Here is a 17,277-nt window from a genome sequence, read left to right as displayed (position 1 = left end):
GACGTCTGGGTGTCACGACGGCGCACGCGGCGCCGTCTCCTCGTTGGCCGGTATCCGGGCTTGCAGCGCATCCTCCGCCGCCTTCCCAGGCACCTGTTTCAGGGCGCCCAGTGGCGAATTGACGGAGGTGGCGCCGGTGAGGACGCCGTCTGCTGGACCGTTGCGGGGGCAGCGCAGGCTGGCCGTGACCCGGAGGGCGCTGGCTTCCTGCTTCCCGTTGAACTGCGCCGCGTGAACCGCGGCGCGAGCACCAACGCGGCGGATTCTACGGGAGGCCCCGACCGGCATGCACTCATACAATCGTTCTCCATGTCCGACCCGAGCACCATCGACCAGATCGCCGAGCGCGTCGAGCGCCTGCTGGCGCGCCACGAGGAAGTCCTGCGCGCCAACGCCCTGCTGCAGGACCAGGTGAACGCCCTGGCGCAGGAGCGCGATGCGCTCCTGTCGCGCTTCGCCGAGGCCCGGCTGCGGCTGGACGCCGTGCTGCAGCGCCTGCCGGCCGAGCCCTCCCACGCCCCCGTCGCCTCGCCGACGCCTCCCGCCGCGCCCTCGGGCGGCGCCTTCGCCGCGGCCAGTCGATGAAGCAGATCGAAGTCCAGATCATGGGCCAGAGCTACCTGCTCGGCTGCCCCGAGGGCGGCGAGGCCCGGCTGCGCGACGCGGTCGAGCGGGTCGACCAGACGATGTGCCGCATCCGCGATGCCGGCAAGGTGCGCGCGCGCGACCGCATCGCGGTGCTGGCCTCGCTGCACCTGGCCTACGACCTCGGGCAGCAGCTCGCCACCACCGAGGCGAGCGCGGCCGCCGCCGCCGCCGCGACGCAGGCGGCGGCCCAGGCGCAGGCGCGGCTCGAGGCCGAAGTGACCGCCCGCGCGCAGGTCGAGGCCCAGGCCCGCCGACTCGCGCGACTGGCGCAGCCCCCGGGATCGGTGCTGGCGCAGGACCGTCTGGACGAGCTCGTCAAGCGCCTCGATCAAGCCCTTGCCGAGCGCCCACATTTGCCTTGAGAAGCTGCCCGGAGCGGCCTGCGGGGCATAGAATCGTCACTGTCTGCGGTGCGCGCCGGGCTTAATATTTCCTTGTTCCAATGCTCTCCGGAGCCGGGCTTGGTACATCGCTCGACGGGCGTGATCATCTCGCGTCAGATGAACCCGAAGTCTTGCTGCCCTCGCCCACCTGAACCCTGGTTCAGGATGCGGGTCCGGTGCACATTCGCAGACACCTTCTTTCCTGGCCCGGCCGATGCCGCGCCCTGCCCCACCCCCCCCCCCCGCGAACCCGTCGCCCGGCATCCGCCGCGCGAGGCCACGTCGTGACGCCATGTCGTCCGACATCGCCTCGTCGAGGCCACTGACGAATCCGGTCCGTCCGCCTTCCGGATACTGACCGGCGCGGCTGCGGACCGTGGCGCCCCCGCGCGCGGACCGCGCGACGGAAGCGCCCGCCGGGACTTTCGCGCCGTGCCCCTCCACGAAGAAAGAACACCATGTCCGTGCCCCTGCCCCACACCGCCGAGCCGCTGCGCTACCAGCCGGCCTTCGAATCGCTCGAGGACGACGAAGCCGAGACCACGCGCGAGCTCAAGGAGAAGCTCCACCAGATCAGCGAGATCGTCCACAGGGACGAGGGCCATGCCTATCGCAGCGTGCATGCCAAGAGCCACGGCCTGCTGCTGGCCGAACTGCGCGTGCTGGATGGCCTGCCGCAGCGGCTGGCGCAGGGCCTGTTCGCCCGGCCGGCGACCTACCCGGTCGCCATGCGCTTCTCGACCACGCCCGGCGACCTGCTCGACGATGCCGTCTCGACGCCGCGCGGCGTGGCGCTGAAGGTGGTCGGCGTCGAGGGCGATCGCGTCTCCGGCTCCGAGGGCGACGTCACCCAGGACTTCGTGCTGGTCAACGGCCCGGTGTTCAGCGCGCCCACGGCCAAGGCCTTCCTCGGGCCGCTCAAGCTGCTGGCCGCCACCACCGACAAGGCGCCGGGCCTGAAGAAGGTCCTGTCCGCCGCGCTGCGCGGCCTGGAGACGCTGGTGGAGAAGGCCGGCGGCGAGGTCGCCACCTTCAAGACCATGGGCGGCCATCCGGCCACGCACATCCTGGGCGAGACCTTCTACAGCCAGGTGCCGCTGCTCTACGGCCCCTACATGGCCAAGCTGTCGCTGGCGCCGGTGTCGGCCGAGCTGGTGGCGCTGGCCGGCAGCAAGCTCGAGCTCGGTGACGATCCCGATGTCATCCGCCAGGCCGTGCTGACGCACTTCCAGCACAACGGCGGCGAGTGGGAACTGCGCGTGCAGCTGTGCACCGACATCGAGGCGATGCCGGTCGAGGACGCCTCGGTCGAGTGGCCGGAGGACCAGAGCCCCTATGTCGCGGTGGCCCGGCTGAGCGCCAAGCCGCAGGTGTCCTGGAGCCCGGCGCGCTCGGCGGCGGTCGACGACGCCCTGTCCTTCTCGCCCTGGCACGCGCTGGCGGCGCATCGCCCGATCGGCTCGATCATGCGGGTGCGCAAGGCGGTCTACGACATGGCGGCCCAGTTCCGCAGCACCGCCAATGGCGTCTCGGTGGCCGAGCCCCGGACCCTGACCTCGCTACCCGACTGAGCGCGCCCGATGGGCCGGCCGGACAGGTCGGCCCGGCTCCGCCTCAGGACTTGCCGGCGCCGCCCGTGCCGCCGGCGGCGAACAGGGCCTTGTACTGCTCGCGCAACGCGGCCTTCTGCACCTTGCCCATGGTGTTGCGTGGCAGCTCGTCGACGACGAAGCAGCGCTTGGGGATCTTGAAGTTGGCCAGCTGGCCGCGCAGGCGCGACAGGATGGCGTCGGGCTCGGGCACCGAACCCTTGCGCGCCACCACCAACGCCACCCCGACCTCGCCGAAATCCGGGTGCGGCACGCCGATCAGCGCGCTCTCGGCGACACCCGGCAGTTCGTTGATGGCGCTCTCGATCTCGGCCGGATAGACGTTGTAGCCGCCGCTGATGATCAGGTCCTTGCTGCGCCCGACGATGGTGACATAGCCCATGCCATCGATGCGGCCGACGTCGCCGGTCTTGAAGAAGCCATCGGCCGTGAACTCCTCGCGCGTCTTCTCCGGCATGCGCCAGTAGCCCGAGAACACGTTCGGGCCGACCACCTCGATGCCGCCGATCTCGTCGGTGGCGCAGTCGCGGAATTCGCCGCCGCCGCTGTGGTCGGCCGTGCGGATGCGCAGGTTGACGCCCGGCAGCGGAAAGCCGACCGTGCCGCCGCGCCGCTCGCCCTGCACCGGCCGGTACGGGTTGGAGGTCAGCATCGCCGTCTCGCTCATGCCATAGCGCTCCAGGATGGTGTGGCCGGTACGCTCGCGCCAGGTGTCGAAGGTCTCGATCAGCAATGGCGCCGAGCCGGAGATGAACAGCCGCATGCGCGCGCAGGCCTCGCGCGTCAGGCCGGGCTCGGCCAGCATCCGCACGTAGAGCGTGGGCACGCCCATGAAGACGGTGGCCTCGGGCAGGCGGGCCACCACCCGCTTCGGATCGAAGCGGTCGAACCAGATCATGCGGCTGCCGTTGAGCAATGCGCCATGCAGGGCCACGAACAGGCCGTGGACGTGGAAGATGGGCAGCGCGTGGATCAGCACGTCGCCCTCGGTCCAGCCCCAGTAGTCCTTCAGCACCTCGGCGTTGGAGCGCAGGTTGCGATGCGTGAGCATGGCGCCCTTGCTGCGCCCGGTGGTGCCGCTGGTGTAGAGGATGGCCGCGAGGTCGTCGTCGGACTTCTGCGCCGGCGCGTGCTGGTCGCCGCACTGCGCGGCGACGTCGAGCAGCGTGCCGCTGCGGTCGTCGTCGAGCGTGAAGACGTGGCGCGTGCCGGCCTGCACGGCGATCGGCGCCACCCAGTCGGCATTGGCGCTGCTGCAGACCACCACGGCGGGTTCCGCGTTGCCGATGAAGTAGGCGATCTCGGCGCTGCGGTAGGCGGTGTTGAGCGGCAGGAAGACATGGCCGGCGCGCAGGGTCGCGAGATAGAGCGCCATCGCCTCGACCGACTTCTCCACCTGCACGGCGATGCGCGAGGCCGGCGGCAGCGCCAGCGCGTCGAGCAGGTTGGCGATGCGCGCGCTGGTCTGGTCGAGTTCGCGCCACGAACAGGTGCGGCCGTCGTCGGTCTCGATGGCGATGGCGTCGAGGTCGGCCGGGAACCCGCCGCGCAGGGCGACGAAGAGATTGGCGTTGCCGGCGGGCGGCAGGGTCGATGTGGCGTTCATGGTGCGTCTGGCGGGAAAGGCTCGAAGGGAAAACGGAACGGTCGAACGAGGCGCCGGCGCTGGGGCGGCCGGCGCGAGGAGGGATGCGGGATGCGGATCGCGACGGCCACGGGTTCAGTCGAGCTTGGTGCCGGAGGCCTTGACCACGGTGGCCCAGCGCCGGATCTCGGCGTTGACGAAGCCGCCGAAGGCCGCCGCCGTGACATCCGGGATCTCCGAGCCGTTGGCGGCCCAGATGCCGCGCAGGTCGTCGGCCGCCATCGCCTTGCGGGTGGCGTCGATGGCGCGCGTCTGGACGTCGGCCGGCGTGCCTTTGGGCGCCCACAGTCCGTACCACGTGGTGACGGTGTAGTCGGGCAGGCCGACCTCGGCGGCGCAGGGCACGTCGGGGAAGGCGGGATTGCGCCGGGCGCCCGAGACCAGCAGCGCCTTGATGCGCCCGGCCTTGATGTGCTGCGCCGACGAGCCCAGGCCGTCGAACATCAGGTCGACATTGCCGGCGATGAGGTCCTGCAGGGCCGGACCGGCGCCGCGATAGGGGATGTGGGTGATGAAGACGCCGGTCTGCAGCTTGAACAGCTCGCCGGCCAGGTGGTGCGAGGTGCCGGCGCCGGCCGAGGCGTAATTCAACCGGCCGGGATTCTTCTTCGCCAGTTCGATGAACTCGCGATAGCCGGCGGCCTTCACGCGCTGCGGATTGACCACCAGCACCTGCGGCACGTTGGCCAGCAGCATCAGCGGCACGAAGTCGCGCTCCAGGTCGTAGTCCAGGCGCGGATAGACCGCAGGCGCGATGGCGTGGTGCACGGCGCCCATGAACAGCGTATAGCCATCGCCCGGCGCCTTGGCGGCGATGCTGGCGCCGAGCGTGCCGCCGGCGCCGCCGCGGTTGTCGATCACCAGCGTCTGCCCGGTGACGCGCGAGAACTGCGCCGACAGCGGCCGGGCGAAGGCATCGGTGCCGCCGCCGGCCGGGAACGGCACGATCATCGTCACCGGCCGGCCCGGCCAGGGGGCCTGGGCCCGGGCGGTGGCGAAGGGGCCGAGCAGGCCGAGGCCGGTCGCCGCGGCGAGGCCGGCCGTGGTGGTGCTCAGGCGCAGCAATTCGCGCCGGTGGAAGCTTGCGTTCATGGGTCGTCTCCAGTCGTTGTGGTGATCGTCGCGTCGCCTCGGGCCTCCGGCTTCCGCCGGCCGTTCAATCCTTCATGAACAGCCGGTCGACCTCGCCCGAGACGGCGACCTGGCCCTGCGCCAGCAAAGCGCGATGGCGGTCGAGCCGCTTCGGATCGTAGAGATAGTTGACCATGAGCCCAAATGATTGCTTGATGCCCTTCGGCGACGGGTCGCCGGCCCAGTTCAGGCGCTCCACCCGCGCGCCATTGCCCAGGTGGAAGCGCGCCACCGGATCGACCGGCTTGCCGTCGTGCGTCGCGCGGCCCAGATATTCGGCCGCGCACTGCATCAGCACCTGACGCACCGGCGACTTGGCATCCAGCGAGAGGGCGGTGTCGGCGGCCGCCAGCAGCCGCTCGGGCGTCGGCGGCAGCGAGCCGAGCGCGTGGCCGAGCGCCACCGCGCGGCGGGCCTCCAGGCGCCCGAGCAGCTCGCCGGCGTTGCGCCCGAGCCAGGCGCGGAAGCCGGGCATCGGCGACAGCGTGGCGAAGGTCTTCAGGCGCGGGAACTCCGCCTCCAGGGTCTCGACCACGCGCTTGATGAGCGAGTCGCCGAAGCTCACGCCCCGCAGGCCGTCCTGCGTGTTGCTGATGGAATAGAAGATCGCCGTCGTCGCCCGCCGGGCGGCGAGCGGCGCGGCGGCCTCGTCGAGCAGCGGCTCGATGCCGGCGCTGATGTGCTCCACCAGCGCCACCTCGACGAAGATCAATGGCACGTCGGGCAGGCGCGGATGGAAGAAGCCATAGCAGCGCCGGTCGCTGTCGAGCCGGTTCTTGACATCGGTCCAGCTGCGGATGTCGTGCACCGCCTCGTAGCGGATCAGCTTCTCGATCAGCGAGGCCGGCGAATCCCAGCTGATGCGGCGCAGCTCCAGGAAGGCGACGTCGAACCAGGTCGAGAACAGCTGCTCCAGCTCGGCGTCGAGCGGCACCAGCCGGCGGTCCTTGCGCACGTGCGGCAGCAGCTCGGCGCGCAGGTCGACCAGGAAGCGCATGCCATCGGGGTCGATGGTGATGCGCTGCAGCAGCCGCGCGCGCGGCGAGGCCAGCGCGCGCCGCAGCTGCGCCTCGGCCGGCCCCTCGTCGGGCGTGCCCGTGGCCGCCTCGTGGCGCGCGCGGGCGCTGCGCAGGACCTCGGCATCGGGCGCGAAGCGTTCGCTCAGCAGCAGCCAGATGTCGTGGCGCGCCGCGGCGTCCTGCGCCGCATAGCCATCCATCACGGCGCGGGCGTGGCGTCCGGCCTCGACCTCGCTCAGGCTCGGATCGACCACCGCCTGCAGCTCGGCCAGCACCCGGCGCAGGGTGCGCGGCGCCAGGGCCTCGCCATGGCGCCGCAGCGTGACGCCCAGGCGCTCGGTCAGGCTGCGGGGCGGCGCGGCCGGCGGCGCCGGTGGGGTCGAGGGTGAGGCGGAGCGGTCGGTCATGCGGGATGGATCTGGAGGGCCGGTGGGTGGCGGGGGGCCAGGAGCGAAGGGCTCGACGGAAGGAAATTCTAGGAGACGCGACGTCGCAGGCCATCCCGGTGCGGATCCGACTTTACGCACAGAGGTAGAGCGAAAGACCACGTTTTTTGCGCCACCGTGGTGCGCAGATCTTGCATACCAGTTGGCACGGAAGCTGCTGATGCATCAGGACATGTCGATCTCCGCCTCAGAAATCAGTGCCCGCATCATCGAAGCCGTGATGGCGCGCAAGCTCGCGCCCGGTTCGCGCCTGGGCGAGCAGCAGCTGGCCATGCTCTTCGGCTGCAGCCGCACCATCGTGCGCGAGGCGCTGACGCGGCTGGCCGCGCGCGGCATCGTGACGGTCAGCGCGCGACGTGGCTGGTTCGTCATCGAGCCCTCGCAGGACGAGGCGCGCGAGGCCTTCGAGGCACGCCGCGTGATCGAGGTCGGGCTGATCCGCAGCGCCGGCCAGGCCGGCGGCATCGGCGCCGGCGCGCTCGAGCGCCTGCGCACGCACCTGCGGCGCGAACAGGCCGCCATCGAGGACACCGACATCGGCACGCGCAGCTTCCTGCTGGGCGACTTCCACGTCTGCCTGGCCGAGTGCCTGGGCAACACCCTGCTGGCCGACACGCTGCGCGACTTCACCGCGCGCACCACGCTGATCGCCATGCTCTACCAATCCACCCACGACGCCGCGCAGTCGTGCCGCGACCACGTGCGCATCGTCGACGCCCTCGCGCGCGGCGACGCCGCCGCCGCCGAGGCCCTGATGGCCGAGCACATCGGCACCGTGCATTCGGCCCTGCGCGCGCAGGCCAGCCACGACCCGCTGGCGCAGCTGCGCGACGCGCTCGCCCCCGTGCCCGGCGCCAACGCGGCGGCGCTCGGCCGGGCCCCGGCCGGCGATCCGGCCTTCGACGACTCATCCACCTACCTAGGAGCTTTGCTATGACCCTTTCCAAACGCGCGTTCACGCTCGGCCTCGCCGCCGCGGCCGCCCTCCTCGCCACGACCGGCGTCCAGGCCCAGACGGCGCTCGACGACGTCATGAAGGCCAAGGCGATCAAGATCGCCATCCCGACCGACTACCCGCCCTATGGCTTCGTCGGCACCGACATGGCGCCCCAGGGCCTGGATGTCGACGTGGCGCGGCTGATCGCCGGCAAGCTGGGCGTGAAGGTCGAACTGGTGCCCGTGACCAGCGCCAACCGCGTGCCCTACCTGCAGACGCGCAAGGCCGACCTGGTGATCTCCACGCTCGGCAAGAACCCCGACCGCGAGAAGGTGATCGACTTCACCAGCGCCTACTCGCCCTTCTTCCAGGCCGTGTTCGCGGCGAAGTCGCTGGCGGTCAAGAACTGGTCCGACCTGGCCGGCAAGAGCGTGGCCGTGACGCGCGGTGCGATGGAGGACCAGGAGCTGGCCAAGGTCGCGCCGGCCGGCGTCGACGTCAAGCGCTTCGAGGACAACAACGCCACCATCGCCGCCTTCGTCGCCGGCCAGACGCAGCTGGTCGCGACCAGCGCCTCGGTCGCCGGCAACATGATGGCCAAGAACCCCGGCGTCGGCGCCGAGTTCAAGCTGCTGCTCAAGGACAGCCCCAACTTCATCGGCGTGGCCAAGGGCGAGGACAAGCTGCGCACCAGGGTCAACGACATCCTGGCCGAGGCCAAGAAGAGCGGCGAGCTCGACGCGCTGTCGAAGAAGTGGCTCGGCCGCCCGGCCGGCGACCTGCCGAGCTGATCCCGAGACGACGTCCCGGCCATGCGCATCACCTTCGATTTCCTGGCGGTCCTCGCCCAGTGGCCGCTGCTGCTCAGGGGCGTGGCCTGGACCGTCGGTCTCACCGCGATCGCCACCGTCGTCGGCATGATGGTCGGCACCTTCTGCGCCTGGGCGCGCGCGAGCGGTCCGACCTGGCTGCGCTGGGTGGTGGGCGCGTATGTGGAGCTGATCCGCAACACGCCCTTCATCGTGCAGCTGTTCTTCATCTTCTTCGGCCTGCCGGCGGCCGGCTTCAAGCTCTCGGCCGAGATGGCCTCGGTCATCGCCATGACGCTGAACCTGGGGGCCTACGCCACCGAGATCATCCGCGCCGGCATCGAGGCCACGCCGCGCGGCCAGATCGAGGCCGCCGTGAGCTTGGCGCTCAACCGCGTGCAGGTGTTCTTCCGCGTCGTGCTGCCGCCGGCGCTGAAGAAGGTCTGGCCGTCGATGGTCAGCCAGATCGTCATCGTGATGCTGGGCTCGGCGGTCTGCGGCCAGATCTCGACCGAGGAGCTGAGCTACGCGGCCAACCTGATCCAGAGCCGCAACTTCCGCGCCTTCGAGTCCTTCATCGTCGCCACGCTGATCTACCTGGCGTTGTCGGTGGCGCTGCGGCGATTGCTCGACTGGGCCGGCCCGAAGTACTTCTTCGGCCGCTGAGCGCCCTCCCCTCCGAGCGAAAAAAAAGAGAGAAAGAAAGAGCATCCCATGGTCGAGTTCTCCCTCTGGGACATCCTGCGCAACCTGCTGCTGGCGCTGCGCTGGACGGTCGCGCTGTCGGCCATCGCCTTCGTCGGTGGCGGCCTGGTCGGCGGCCTGTTGCTGTTCGCGCGGCTGCGCGGCGGCCGTGGCGCGCAGCGCGCCGTCGGGCTGTACGTGCAGTTGTTCCAGGGCACGCCGCTGCTGATGCAATTGTTCCTGGCCTACTTCGGCATCGCGCTGTTCGGCATCGACGTCTCGGCCTGGACCGCCGCCAGCGTGGCCCTGACGCTCTACACCAGCGCCTTCCTCACCGAGATCTGGCGCGGCTGCGTGGCCTCGATCCCCAAGGGCCAGTGGGAGGCCTCGGGCAGCCTGGCGTTGAGCTTCTCCGAGCAGATGCGCCACGTCATCCTGCCGCAGGCGGTGCGCATCGCCACCGCGCCGACCGTCGGCTTCCTGGTGCAGGTGGTCAAGGGCACCGCCCTGGCCTCGGTCATCGGCTTCGTCGAGCTGACCAAGGCCGGCGGAATGATCTCCAACGCCACCTTCAAGCCCTTCGTCGTCTTCAGCTGCGTCGCGCTGCTGTACTTCGTCCTGTGTTTCCCGATCAGCCTGTTTGCCAAACATCTGGAGAGAAGAACCCATGTCAACCGTCGCTGAATCCCATCCCGTCGTCCATCCGGGCCATCCGGGCACGCCGGGCGCGCCGATCGTCCAGATCACCGCGCTGCGCAAGTCCTATGGCAGCAACGAGGTGCTCAAGGGCATCGACCTGACCGTCAGGCGCGGCGAGGTCATCGCCATCATCGGCAAGAGCGGCTCGGGCAAGAGCACGCTGCTGCGCTGCATCAACGGCCTGGAGGCGTTCCAGGAAGGCGCGCTGACGGTCGATGGCAAGCCGCTGCTGCACGAGAGCGCGATGGCGATGCGCGAGCTGCGCCAGCGCGTGGGCATGATCTTCCAGGGCTTCAACCTGTTCCCGCACCTCACGGTGGGAAAGAACGTGATGCTCGCGCCGACGCTGGTCAAGCGCCGGGCGCAGGCCGAGGCGGCATCGCAGGCGCGCCGGCTGCTCACCCGCGTCGGCCTGGCCGAGAAGTTCGACGCCATGCCCGACCAGCTCTCCGGTGGCCAGCAGCAGCGCGTGGCCATCGCGCGCGCCCTGGCGATGGAGCCGGCCGTGCTGCTGTGCGACGAGATCACCTCCGCGCTCGACCCCGAGCTGGTCGGCGAGGTGCTGCGCGTGGTGGAATCGCTGGCCGACGAGGGCATGACCCTGCTGATGGTCACGCACGAGATGAGCTTCGCGCGCAAGGTCGGCGACCGCGTGATCTTCATGCACCAGGGCCGGGTCCACGAGATGGGTCCGCCGGCCGAATTGTTCGGCAATCCGCAGACGGCGGAACTCAGGCAGTTCCTGTCCTCGCTGCACGATTGAGTCGCGCCACCCGGACGCGCGGGGTAGATTCGACGCCCCTCCTCCACCTCGACAGCGTCCTTGGCCCCGCCTTCCGCCTCATCCGCACCTTCCGCGCCTTCCGCGCCGCCGCTCCCGCTGCCGACCCGCGATGGCGTCGGCCCCAGCTGCGTCGGCCTGCCGGCGGGCGACTGGCCGACCTTCCTGGACTTCCTGCTGCAGCGCTTTCCCGGCGTCGCGCGCGCCACCTGGCTGGCGCGCTTCGACGCCGCCGAGGTGGTCGACGAGCACGGCCGCGCGGTGACCGCTGAGCGCCCCTACGAGCCGCACCAGCGCCTCTACTACTACCGCTCCCTGCCGCACGAGCCGCGCGTGCCCTTCGAGCACGCGGTGCTGTGGCGCGATGCGCATCTGCTGGTGGTCGACAAGCCGCATTTCCTGCCCGTGGCGCCGACCGGCAAGTACCTGCAGGAGACCCTGCTGGTGCGACTCAAGCGCGCCCTGGGCCTGGACGACCTGGTGCCGATCCACCGCATCGATCGCGGCACCGCCGGGCTGGTGCTGTTCTCGGCCGATCCGGCCACGCGCGGGGCCTACCAGGGCCTGTTCGCGCAGCGCCGCGTGCGCAAGACCTACGAGGCGATCGTCCACTGGCCGCCCGGCGCGGTGCTGCCGGCCACCCGCCGCAGCCGCCTGGTGGTCGACGACCGGGCCTTCATGAAGACACGCGAGATCGAGGGCGAGCCGAACTCGGAGACGCATTTCGAACTGATGGCGCCGCCCGGGCCGGCCCATGCGCGCCTGCGCCTGTCGCCCGTCACCGGCCGCCGCCACCAGCTGCGCGTGCATTGCGCCGCGCTCGGCCTGCCGATCGTCGACGACCCGATCTATCCGGTGCTGCGACCCGAGACCGATCACGAGGACTTCGCGCGCCCGCTGCGACTGCTGGCGCGCGCGCTGGCCTTCGACGACCCCGTGACGGGCGAGGCGCGCGCGTTCCACAGCCGCCTCGCGCTGGACGCGCCGGCCTGACGGCCCCGCGCCGGCCGGCGCGCCAGGGCGTATAACCACCCCCTCCCCGAACATCACCAAGGACGAATCGACATGGGCGCGCAGTGGAAAGCAAAGCACAAGGACGTGGCCGCCAATGCCAAGGGCCGGCTGTTCGGCAAGCTGGCCAAGGAGATCATGGTGGCCGCGCGCGGCGGCGCCGATCCGGCCTCCAACGCCCGGCTGCGGCTGGTGGTCGAGCAGGCGCGCAAGGTCTCGATGCCCAAGGACACGCTGGATCGCGCGATCCGCAAGGGCGCCGGCCTGACCGGCGAGGCGGTGCACTTCGAGCACGTCGTCTACGAGGGCTTCGCGCCGCACCGGGTGCCGCTGATGGTCGAGTGCCTGACCGACAACGTGAACCGCACCGCGCCCGAGATGCGCGTGCTGTTCCGCAAGGGCCAGCTGGGCACGTCGGGTTCGGTGTCCTGGGACTTCGACCACCTGGGCCTGATCGAGGCCGAACCAGCGGCCGCCGATGCCGATGGCGAGCTCGCCGCCATCGAGGCCGGCGCGCAGGATTTCGAGCCCGGCGACGACGAGGGCGTGGTGCGCTTCCTGACCGCGCCCGCCGACCTCGACCTGGTCGGCCGCGCCCTGCCGGCGCACGGCTTCCGCGTCGTGTCCTCGAAGCTCGGCTACCGGGCGAAGAATCCGGTCGATCCGGCCTCGCTGAGCCCGGAGCACCTCGAGGAGGTCGAGACCTTCCTGGCCGCCATCGACGCCAACGACGACGTCCAGAACGTGTACGTCGGTCTGGCCGGCTGACGCGCCGGCGCGATGTCCGGGCACCGGCCGGGGCCGGGACACGGGCGGATGCTCAGCGCCGCCGGGCCTTCGCGCGCGGCGGCGCGATCCGCCGTGGTTCCGTCAGGCCGAGCGCCGCGCGCGCCAGCGCATCGGCCCGCGCATTGCGATGCGCCGGGATCCACAGCACGCGCGCCGCATCGAAGGAGCGCAGCAGCAGGCGCGCCTCGTCGAACCGCAGCGCCAGCCGCTCGATCGGCCGCACCGCCGGCGCGCCGGCCGGCCCCAGCTGGGCGACCACCACGCTGTTGTCGCAGTACACCGTCGGCGCGCGGGCACCGAGCTCGCGCAATCGTCGCAATGTGGCCATCACGCCCCGCAGTTCGGCCTCGTTGTTGCAGCCGACCAGCGCACCGCTCGCGGCCGAAGACAGGGTGTGACATTCGCCCCCGGGACCGACCAGCACGGCGCCCCAGCCCATGCGACCGGGGTTGGGCAATGCGCTGCCATCGCACCAGGCGGTCCATTCCAATGGGCCCGGGCTCGTCATGTCCGCCATGGAGCGCGACCGGACTGTCTCATGGCTGAAAATAAAAGCACTTAGGCATACTTTAGACGTATATAGAAGCGTGATGAGAACGCGAAGAGGGCACGTTGTTTGCTTTCGACCGCAGCAGCTCCCCTCTCGCACGCATGCCGAAATTCCTCACCCGCCGACTCGGCCGCCTCAGCGTCGGCCGCAAGCTGCTCGTCATCTACCTGCTGGATCTGACGGCCGTGATCTTCATCAGCGGCATCCTGATCAACGAAAAGTTTATCGCCATCGATTTCGGTCGCAAGGAGATGGCGGGCATCGCCTACATCAACGCCCTGCGGCCCTCGCTGCTCGCGCTGGCCGGCTGGCGCGATGCCGATCCGGCCACCGATGCCGCGCTGGCCGGGATCGAGCGCCTCCATGGCGGCGACCTGCGCAGCGAGGAACGCAGCCTGGCCTTCCGCCAGGCGGTCGAGCGCGTTGGACGGTCGAGGGCCGACGCGCCGGGACACCAGGCGCTCGAGCACGCGGCACTGGAGAGCGGCCGGGCACTGGTGACGCGCGTGGGCAACCAGTCCAACCTGATCCTCGACCCCGACCTCGACAGCTACTACACGATGTCGCTGGTGCTGCTGCGCTTCCCGGAGTTGCTGGGACTGGCCGCCGCCCTGGACGCGCACCTGGACCGGCCGCGGGGCGACGCCGCCGAGGAGGCCGAATCGCGCATGCGCTACTTCATCCTCGAGGGCCGCGTCGATGCCATCGCGGCGGCCATCCGCAGCGACTACACCGAAGCCTCCGCCGCCGCCGCCGCGCCATTGCGCGCGCGACTCGACGGCTCGCGCGAGCGCCTGGGCGCCGGCATCGCGGCCTTCCAGGCCGCCGCCCGCGGCGCGCTCGACGGCCGCGACGACGCGCGCGCGGATGCCTTCGAGCCGACGCGGCAGTCGCTCCTGGGCGAACTCGACCGGGCCTGGTCCGAGGCCAGCGCCGACCTCGACATGCTGTTGCGCTCGCGCGAGCGCGGCTTCTTCATGCGGATGTGGCTGCACCTGGGCACCGCCCTGTTCCTGCTGCTGCTGATCCTGAGCGCCGTCTACCACGTCGCGCGGCAGATCGCGCTGCCACTCGCGCGCCTTTCGGACGTCGTCGACACCGTGCGCCGCACCGGCGACCACCGGCTGCGCGCGCACTGGGACAGCGGCGACGAGATCGGCCGCCTGGTGGTGGGCTTCAACGACATGCTCGCGCAGCTCGACCGCGAGCGCCGCATCCAGCAGGAGCTCGCCGCCAGCGCGCGCGCCGCCGAGGCGCAGCGCGACTTCGTCGCCGCCATCCCGATCCCGATCATGGTCACGGCCATCCCCGGCCACGAGGTGCTCGACGCCAACCCGCCGGGACGCGCCTGGCTCGGCGGCCGCGAGGGTGATCCGTGGGCCGGGGGCATGGAGCCGACGGTGCGGGCCCGCTTCTTCCAGCAGCTGGCCGACCGCGACGCCGTGGACGAGTTCGAGGTCCGCTGGCAGGGCGGCCGCGAGCCCTCGTGGGCCGTGCTGTCGGCGCGCCGCTTCACCTACCAGGGCCGCGACGCGGTGCTGACCGCCTTCACGCCGGTCAACCACCTCAAGCAGCTGGAGCAGCGCCTGGAGCTGTGGGCCAAGGTGTTCGAGGCCTCGTCCGAGGGCATCATGATCATCGACGCGCGTCATGCCATCCTGACCGTCAATCGCGCCCTCACCCGCCACACCGGCCACGACGCGCGCGAGCTCGTCGGCATGACGCCGGACTACCTGCTGGCCGAGACCACGCTGGAGGACCCCGACTTCTGGCACCGGCTCGACCAGCGCGGCGCCTGGCAGGGCGAGGGCGGCGTGCGCCGGCGCAATGGCACCACCTACCCGGCCTGGCTGGTGGCCAGCGTGGTGCGCGACGGCCCGGACCGGGTCTCGCACTACATCTTCACGTCGATCGACATCAGCGACCGCAAGCGCAGCGAGGAACGCATCCGCTACCTGGCGCTGCACGACGTGCTGACCGAGTTGCCCAACCGCTTCCTGTGCATCGAGCGCCTGGGCCGCGCGATCCGCGAGGCACGGCTCGCCGGGCGCCGCGTGGGCGTGCTGTTCCTCGACCTCGACCGCTTCAAGGTCATCAACGACTCGCTCGGCCACCACGTCGGCGACGCGCTGCTGAAGTCGGTCGCGCAGCGGCTGCTGGCGGCGGTGCGGCCGGGCGACACGGTGAGCCGGCTGGGCGGCGACGAGTTCGTCATCGTGCTGCGCGACGTCGCCGATGGCGACGCCGTGCTGGCGCTGGTCGACCAGCTGGTGCCGGCGGTGCGGCGCGCGCACGACATCGATGGCAACGAACTGCATGTCTCGTGCAGCGTGGGCATCGCCCTCTATCCGGAGGACGGCGCCGACATCGACGAGCTGATGCGCCACGCCGACGTCGCGATGTACCAGAGCAAGGCCGGCGGCCGGGACACCGCGCGCTTCTTCACCTCCGAGATGAACGAACGCGCGCGCCGGCGCCAGCGCATCGAGTCGAACCTGCGCCATGCCGTCGAGCGCGATGCCTTCCGGCTCCACTTCCAGCCCCGCGTGGACGCCCGCAGCGGCCACGCGGTGAGCGTCGAGGCGCTGCTGCGCTGGCACGACGACGAGCTCGGCGGCGTGTCGCCGGGCGAGTTCATCCCGGTGGCCGAGGAGTCGGGGCAGATCGTGGCGATCGGTGCCTGGGTCGTCGAGCGGGCCTGCGCCCAGCACGCGGCCTGGCGGCGCCAGGGCCTGGGCGCGGTGCCGGTATCGATCAACGTCTCGGCGCTGCAGCTGCGCGACCCCGAGCTGATCGCCACCCTGGACGACACCTTGCGGCGCCACGGCGTCGCGCCGGCCGACCTGGAGATCGAACTCACCGAGTCGACCCTGATGGACACCTCCGACCGCACGCTGGCGCCCTTGCGCGCGCTCAAGGCGCTCGGCGTCAGGTTGTCGATCGACGACTTCGGCACCGGCTATTCGAGCCTCGCGTACCTGCACCGCTTCCCGATCGACATGCTCAAGATCGACCGCTCCTTCGTGCACCGGATGCTGGACGATCCGACGCACCTGGCCATCGTGCGCGCCGTCATCGGGCTGGGCCACACGCTGGGACTGCGGGTGGTGGCCGAGGGCGTCGAATCGGGCCCGACGGCCCGGATGCTGCGCGAGGCGCGCTGCGACGAGCTGCAGGGCTTCCACTTCGCGCGCCCGATGGACGCCGACGCCCTGGCGGCCTGGCTAGCGGCCGAGCGGGAGCGCGGCGCCGTCGTCCCCGCGTGAGGTGGCGGTCGATGCGCGCCGCGGCGGCGCGCTCGCGTACAGCCAGATGCCGAAGGCGATCATCGGCACGCACAGCCACTGACCCATGCTCATGTCCAGCGCCAGCAGGCCGAGGAAGTCGTCGGGCTCGCGGAAGTACTCGGCGATGAAGCGCATGGCGCCATAGCCCATCAGGAACACCGCCGAGACGCGGCGCTCGCGCCGGTCCTTGCGCGCGTAGAGCCACAGCACGACGAACAGCAGCAGGCCCTCGAGCAGGAACTGGTAGACCTGCGACGGGTGGCGCGGCAGCATCGAGCCGCTGTGCGGGAACACCATGCCCCAGGGCAGGTCGGGCGGCGCGAAGCGGCCCCAGAGCTCGCCGTTGATGAAGTTGCCCACGCGCCCGGCGGCCAGCCCGGTCGGCACGCAGGGAGCGACGAAGTCCATCACCTGCCAGTAGGGCCGGGCCCGCGAGCGGGCGAACCAGATCATGGCCGTGATGACGCCCAGCAGGCCGCCGTGGAAGCTCATGCCGCCCTGCCAGATGTAGAAGATCTCCAGTGGATGGCTCAGGTAGTGGCCCGGCTTGTAGAACAGGCAGTAGCCCAGGCGGCCACCGACGATGACCCCCATCACGCCCAGGAACAGGATGTCCTCGACGTCCTTGCGCGACCAGGCGCCGGGACCGGTGATCGAGCGGAACGGCTCGTGGCGCAGCCGGCGCGTGCCGAGGAAATAGAACAGCGCGAAGGCGGCCAGGTAGGTCAGGCCATACCAGTGGACGGCCAGCGGGCCGATCTGGAGGGCGACCGGGTCGATGTGCGGATACATGAGCATCGCGCGATTGTGCCGTGCGGTGGTGTCGGTTCGCGCGACTGCATGCGAGG

The 17,277-nt window shown here is 70.9% G+C and carries 16 protein-coding genes and 1 riboswitch; of the genes, 11 read left to right on the top strand and 5 right to left on the bottom strand.

The window, feature by feature from the left end; all coding sequences use genetic code 11:
- Positions 1-28: 28 nt before the first annotated feature.
- A riboswitch (cobalamin riboswitch) is annotated at positions 29-270 on the bottom strand.
- A gap of 39 nt (positions 271-309) precedes the next feature.
- The 3 genes from AC1MLT_RS03000 to AC1MLT_RS02990 all read left to right on the top strand — a co-directional run bounded on the left by AC1MLT_RS03000 (position 310) and on the right by AC1MLT_RS02990 (position 2,602).
- Complete coding sequence (locus AC1MLT_RS03000) at positions 310-585, top strand: DUF904 domain-containing protein (RefSeq protein WP_481033796.1); 276 nt, start codon at positions 310-312, stop codon at positions 583-585.
- Positions 582-1,010, top strand: coding sequence for a cell division protein ZapA (locus tag AC1MLT_RS02995; RefSeq protein ID WP_481033795.1), 429 nt, complete (start codon positions 582-584; stop codon positions 1,008-1,010). The genes AC1MLT_RS03000 and AC1MLT_RS02995 overlap by 4 nt, the downstream gene beginning before the upstream one ends.
- A 479-nt stretch (positions 1,011-1,489) precedes the next feature.
- Positions 1,490-2,602 carry a catalase family protein gene (locus AC1MLT_RS02990; RefSeq protein WP_481033794.1) on the top strand — a complete coding sequence of 371 codons (1,113 nt, stop codon included), beginning with the start codon at positions 1,490-1,492 and terminating at the stop codon, positions 2,600-2,602.
- Positions 2,603-2,645: 43 nt separating this feature from the next.
- Here the strand turns inward: AC1MLT_RS02990 and AC1MLT_RS02985 are convergent, their stop codons facing one another.
- The 3 genes from AC1MLT_RS02985 to AC1MLT_RS02975 all read right to left on the bottom strand — a co-directional run bounded on the left by AC1MLT_RS02985 (position 2,646) and on the right by AC1MLT_RS02975 (position 6,843).
- Positions 2,646-4,247 (bottom strand): malonate--CoA ligase, encoded by a 1,602-nt coding sequence (locus tag AC1MLT_RS02985; RefSeq protein WP_481033793.1) that lies wholly within the window; start codon positions 4,245-4,247, stop codon positions 2,646-2,648.
- Between the two features lie 114 nt (positions 4,248-4,361).
- The gene (locus AC1MLT_RS02980; protein WP_481033792.1) at positions 4,362-5,378 is read right to left on the bottom strand and encodes a Bug family tripartite tricarboxylate transporter substrate binding protein; all 1,017 of its coding nucleotides are present in this window, start codon (positions 5,376-5,378) and stop codon (positions 4,362-4,364) included.
- 64 nt (positions 5,379-5,442) lie between these two features.
- Positions 5,443-6,843 (bottom strand): malonyl-CoA decarboxylase, encoded by a 1,401-nt coding sequence (locus AC1MLT_RS02975; RefSeq protein ID WP_481033791.1) that lies wholly within the window; start codon positions 6,841-6,843, stop codon positions 5,443-5,445.
- Positions 6,844-7,054: 211 nt separating this feature from the next.
- Here AC1MLT_RS02975 and AC1MLT_RS02970 point away from each other — a divergent pair, with 211 nt between their 5' ends.
- From AC1MLT_RS02970 to AC1MLT_RS02940, 7 genes are all read left to right on the top strand, one after another.
- Positions 7,055-7,819 (top strand): GntR family transcriptional regulator, encoded by a 765-nt coding sequence (locus tag AC1MLT_RS02970; protein ID WP_481034886.1) that lies wholly within the window; start codon positions 7,055-7,057, stop codon positions 7,817-7,819.
- Positions 7,816-8,610 carry a transporter substrate-binding domain-containing protein gene (locus AC1MLT_RS02965; protein WP_481033790.1) on the top strand — a complete coding sequence of 265 codons (795 nt, stop codon included), beginning with the start codon at positions 7,816-7,818 and terminating at the stop codon, positions 8,608-8,610. Before AC1MLT_RS02970 ends, AC1MLT_RS02965 begins: the two co-directional genes overlap by 4 nt.
- A 21-nt stretch (positions 8,611-8,631) precedes the next feature.
- The gene (locus AC1MLT_RS02960) at positions 8,632-9,294 is read left to right on the top strand and encodes an amino acid ABC transporter permease (protein ID WP_481033789.1); all 663 of its coding nucleotides are present in this window, start codon (positions 8,632-8,634) and stop codon (positions 9,292-9,294) included.
- Between the two features lie 48 nt (positions 9,295-9,342).
- Positions 9,343-9,996, top strand: a complete 654-nt coding sequence (locus tag AC1MLT_RS02955) for an amino acid ABC transporter permease (RefSeq protein WP_481033788.1) — start codon at positions 9,343-9,345, stop codon at positions 9,994-9,996.
- On the top strand, positions 9,980-10,774 hold the full coding sequence (locus AC1MLT_RS02950; RefSeq protein WP_481033787.1) for an amino acid ABC transporter ATP-binding protein: 795 nt from the start codon (positions 9,980-9,982) through the stop codon (positions 10,772-10,774). The genes AC1MLT_RS02955 and AC1MLT_RS02950 overlap by 17 nt, the downstream gene beginning before the upstream one ends.
- 60 nt (positions 10,775-10,834) lie before the next feature.
- Positions 10,835-11,785: a pseudouridine synthase gene (locus AC1MLT_RS02945; protein ID WP_481033786.1), complete on the top strand. Its 951-nt coding sequence runs from the start codon at positions 10,835-10,837 to the stop codon at positions 11,783-11,785.
- A gap of 72 nt (positions 11,786-11,857) precedes the next feature.
- A complete protein-coding gene (locus AC1MLT_RS02940) occupies positions 11,858-12,571 on the top strand; it encodes a YebC/PmpR family DNA-binding transcriptional regulator (RefSeq protein WP_481033785.1) in 714 nt (237 codons plus the stop codon).
- 52 nt (positions 12,572-12,623) lie between these two features.
- Here the strand turns inward: AC1MLT_RS02940 and AC1MLT_RS02935 are convergent, their stop codons facing one another.
- Positions 12,624-13,100, bottom strand: coding sequence for a reverse transcriptase-like protein (locus tag AC1MLT_RS02935; RefSeq protein WP_481033784.1), 477 nt, complete (start codon positions 13,098-13,100; stop codon positions 12,624-12,626).
- 143 nt (positions 13,101-13,243) lie between these two features.
- On the opposite strand from AC1MLT_RS02935, the gene AC1MLT_RS02930 reads away from it, so the two are divergent.
- Positions 13,244-16,408, top strand: coding sequence for an EAL domain-containing protein (locus AC1MLT_RS02930; RefSeq protein ID WP_481033783.1), 3,165 nt, complete (start codon positions 13,244-13,246; stop codon positions 16,406-16,408).
- On the opposite strand, the gene lgt is transcribed toward AC1MLT_RS02930, so the two are convergent.
- The gene (lgt, locus tag AC1MLT_RS02925) at positions 16,367-17,227 is read right to left on the bottom strand and encodes a prolipoprotein diacylglyceryl transferase (RefSeq protein ID WP_481033782.1); all 861 of its coding nucleotides are present in this window, start codon (positions 17,225-17,227) and stop codon (positions 16,367-16,369) included. The genes AC1MLT_RS02930 and lgt overlap by 42 nt on opposite strands.
- Positions 17,228-17,277 lie beyond the last annotated feature (50 nt).

It is taken from the genome of Variovorax sp. PEI5 (genome assembly GCF_056679935.1).
Note: the sequence above shows the minus strand (reverse complement) of the source record. Positions and strands in the feature narration are given on the sequence as shown.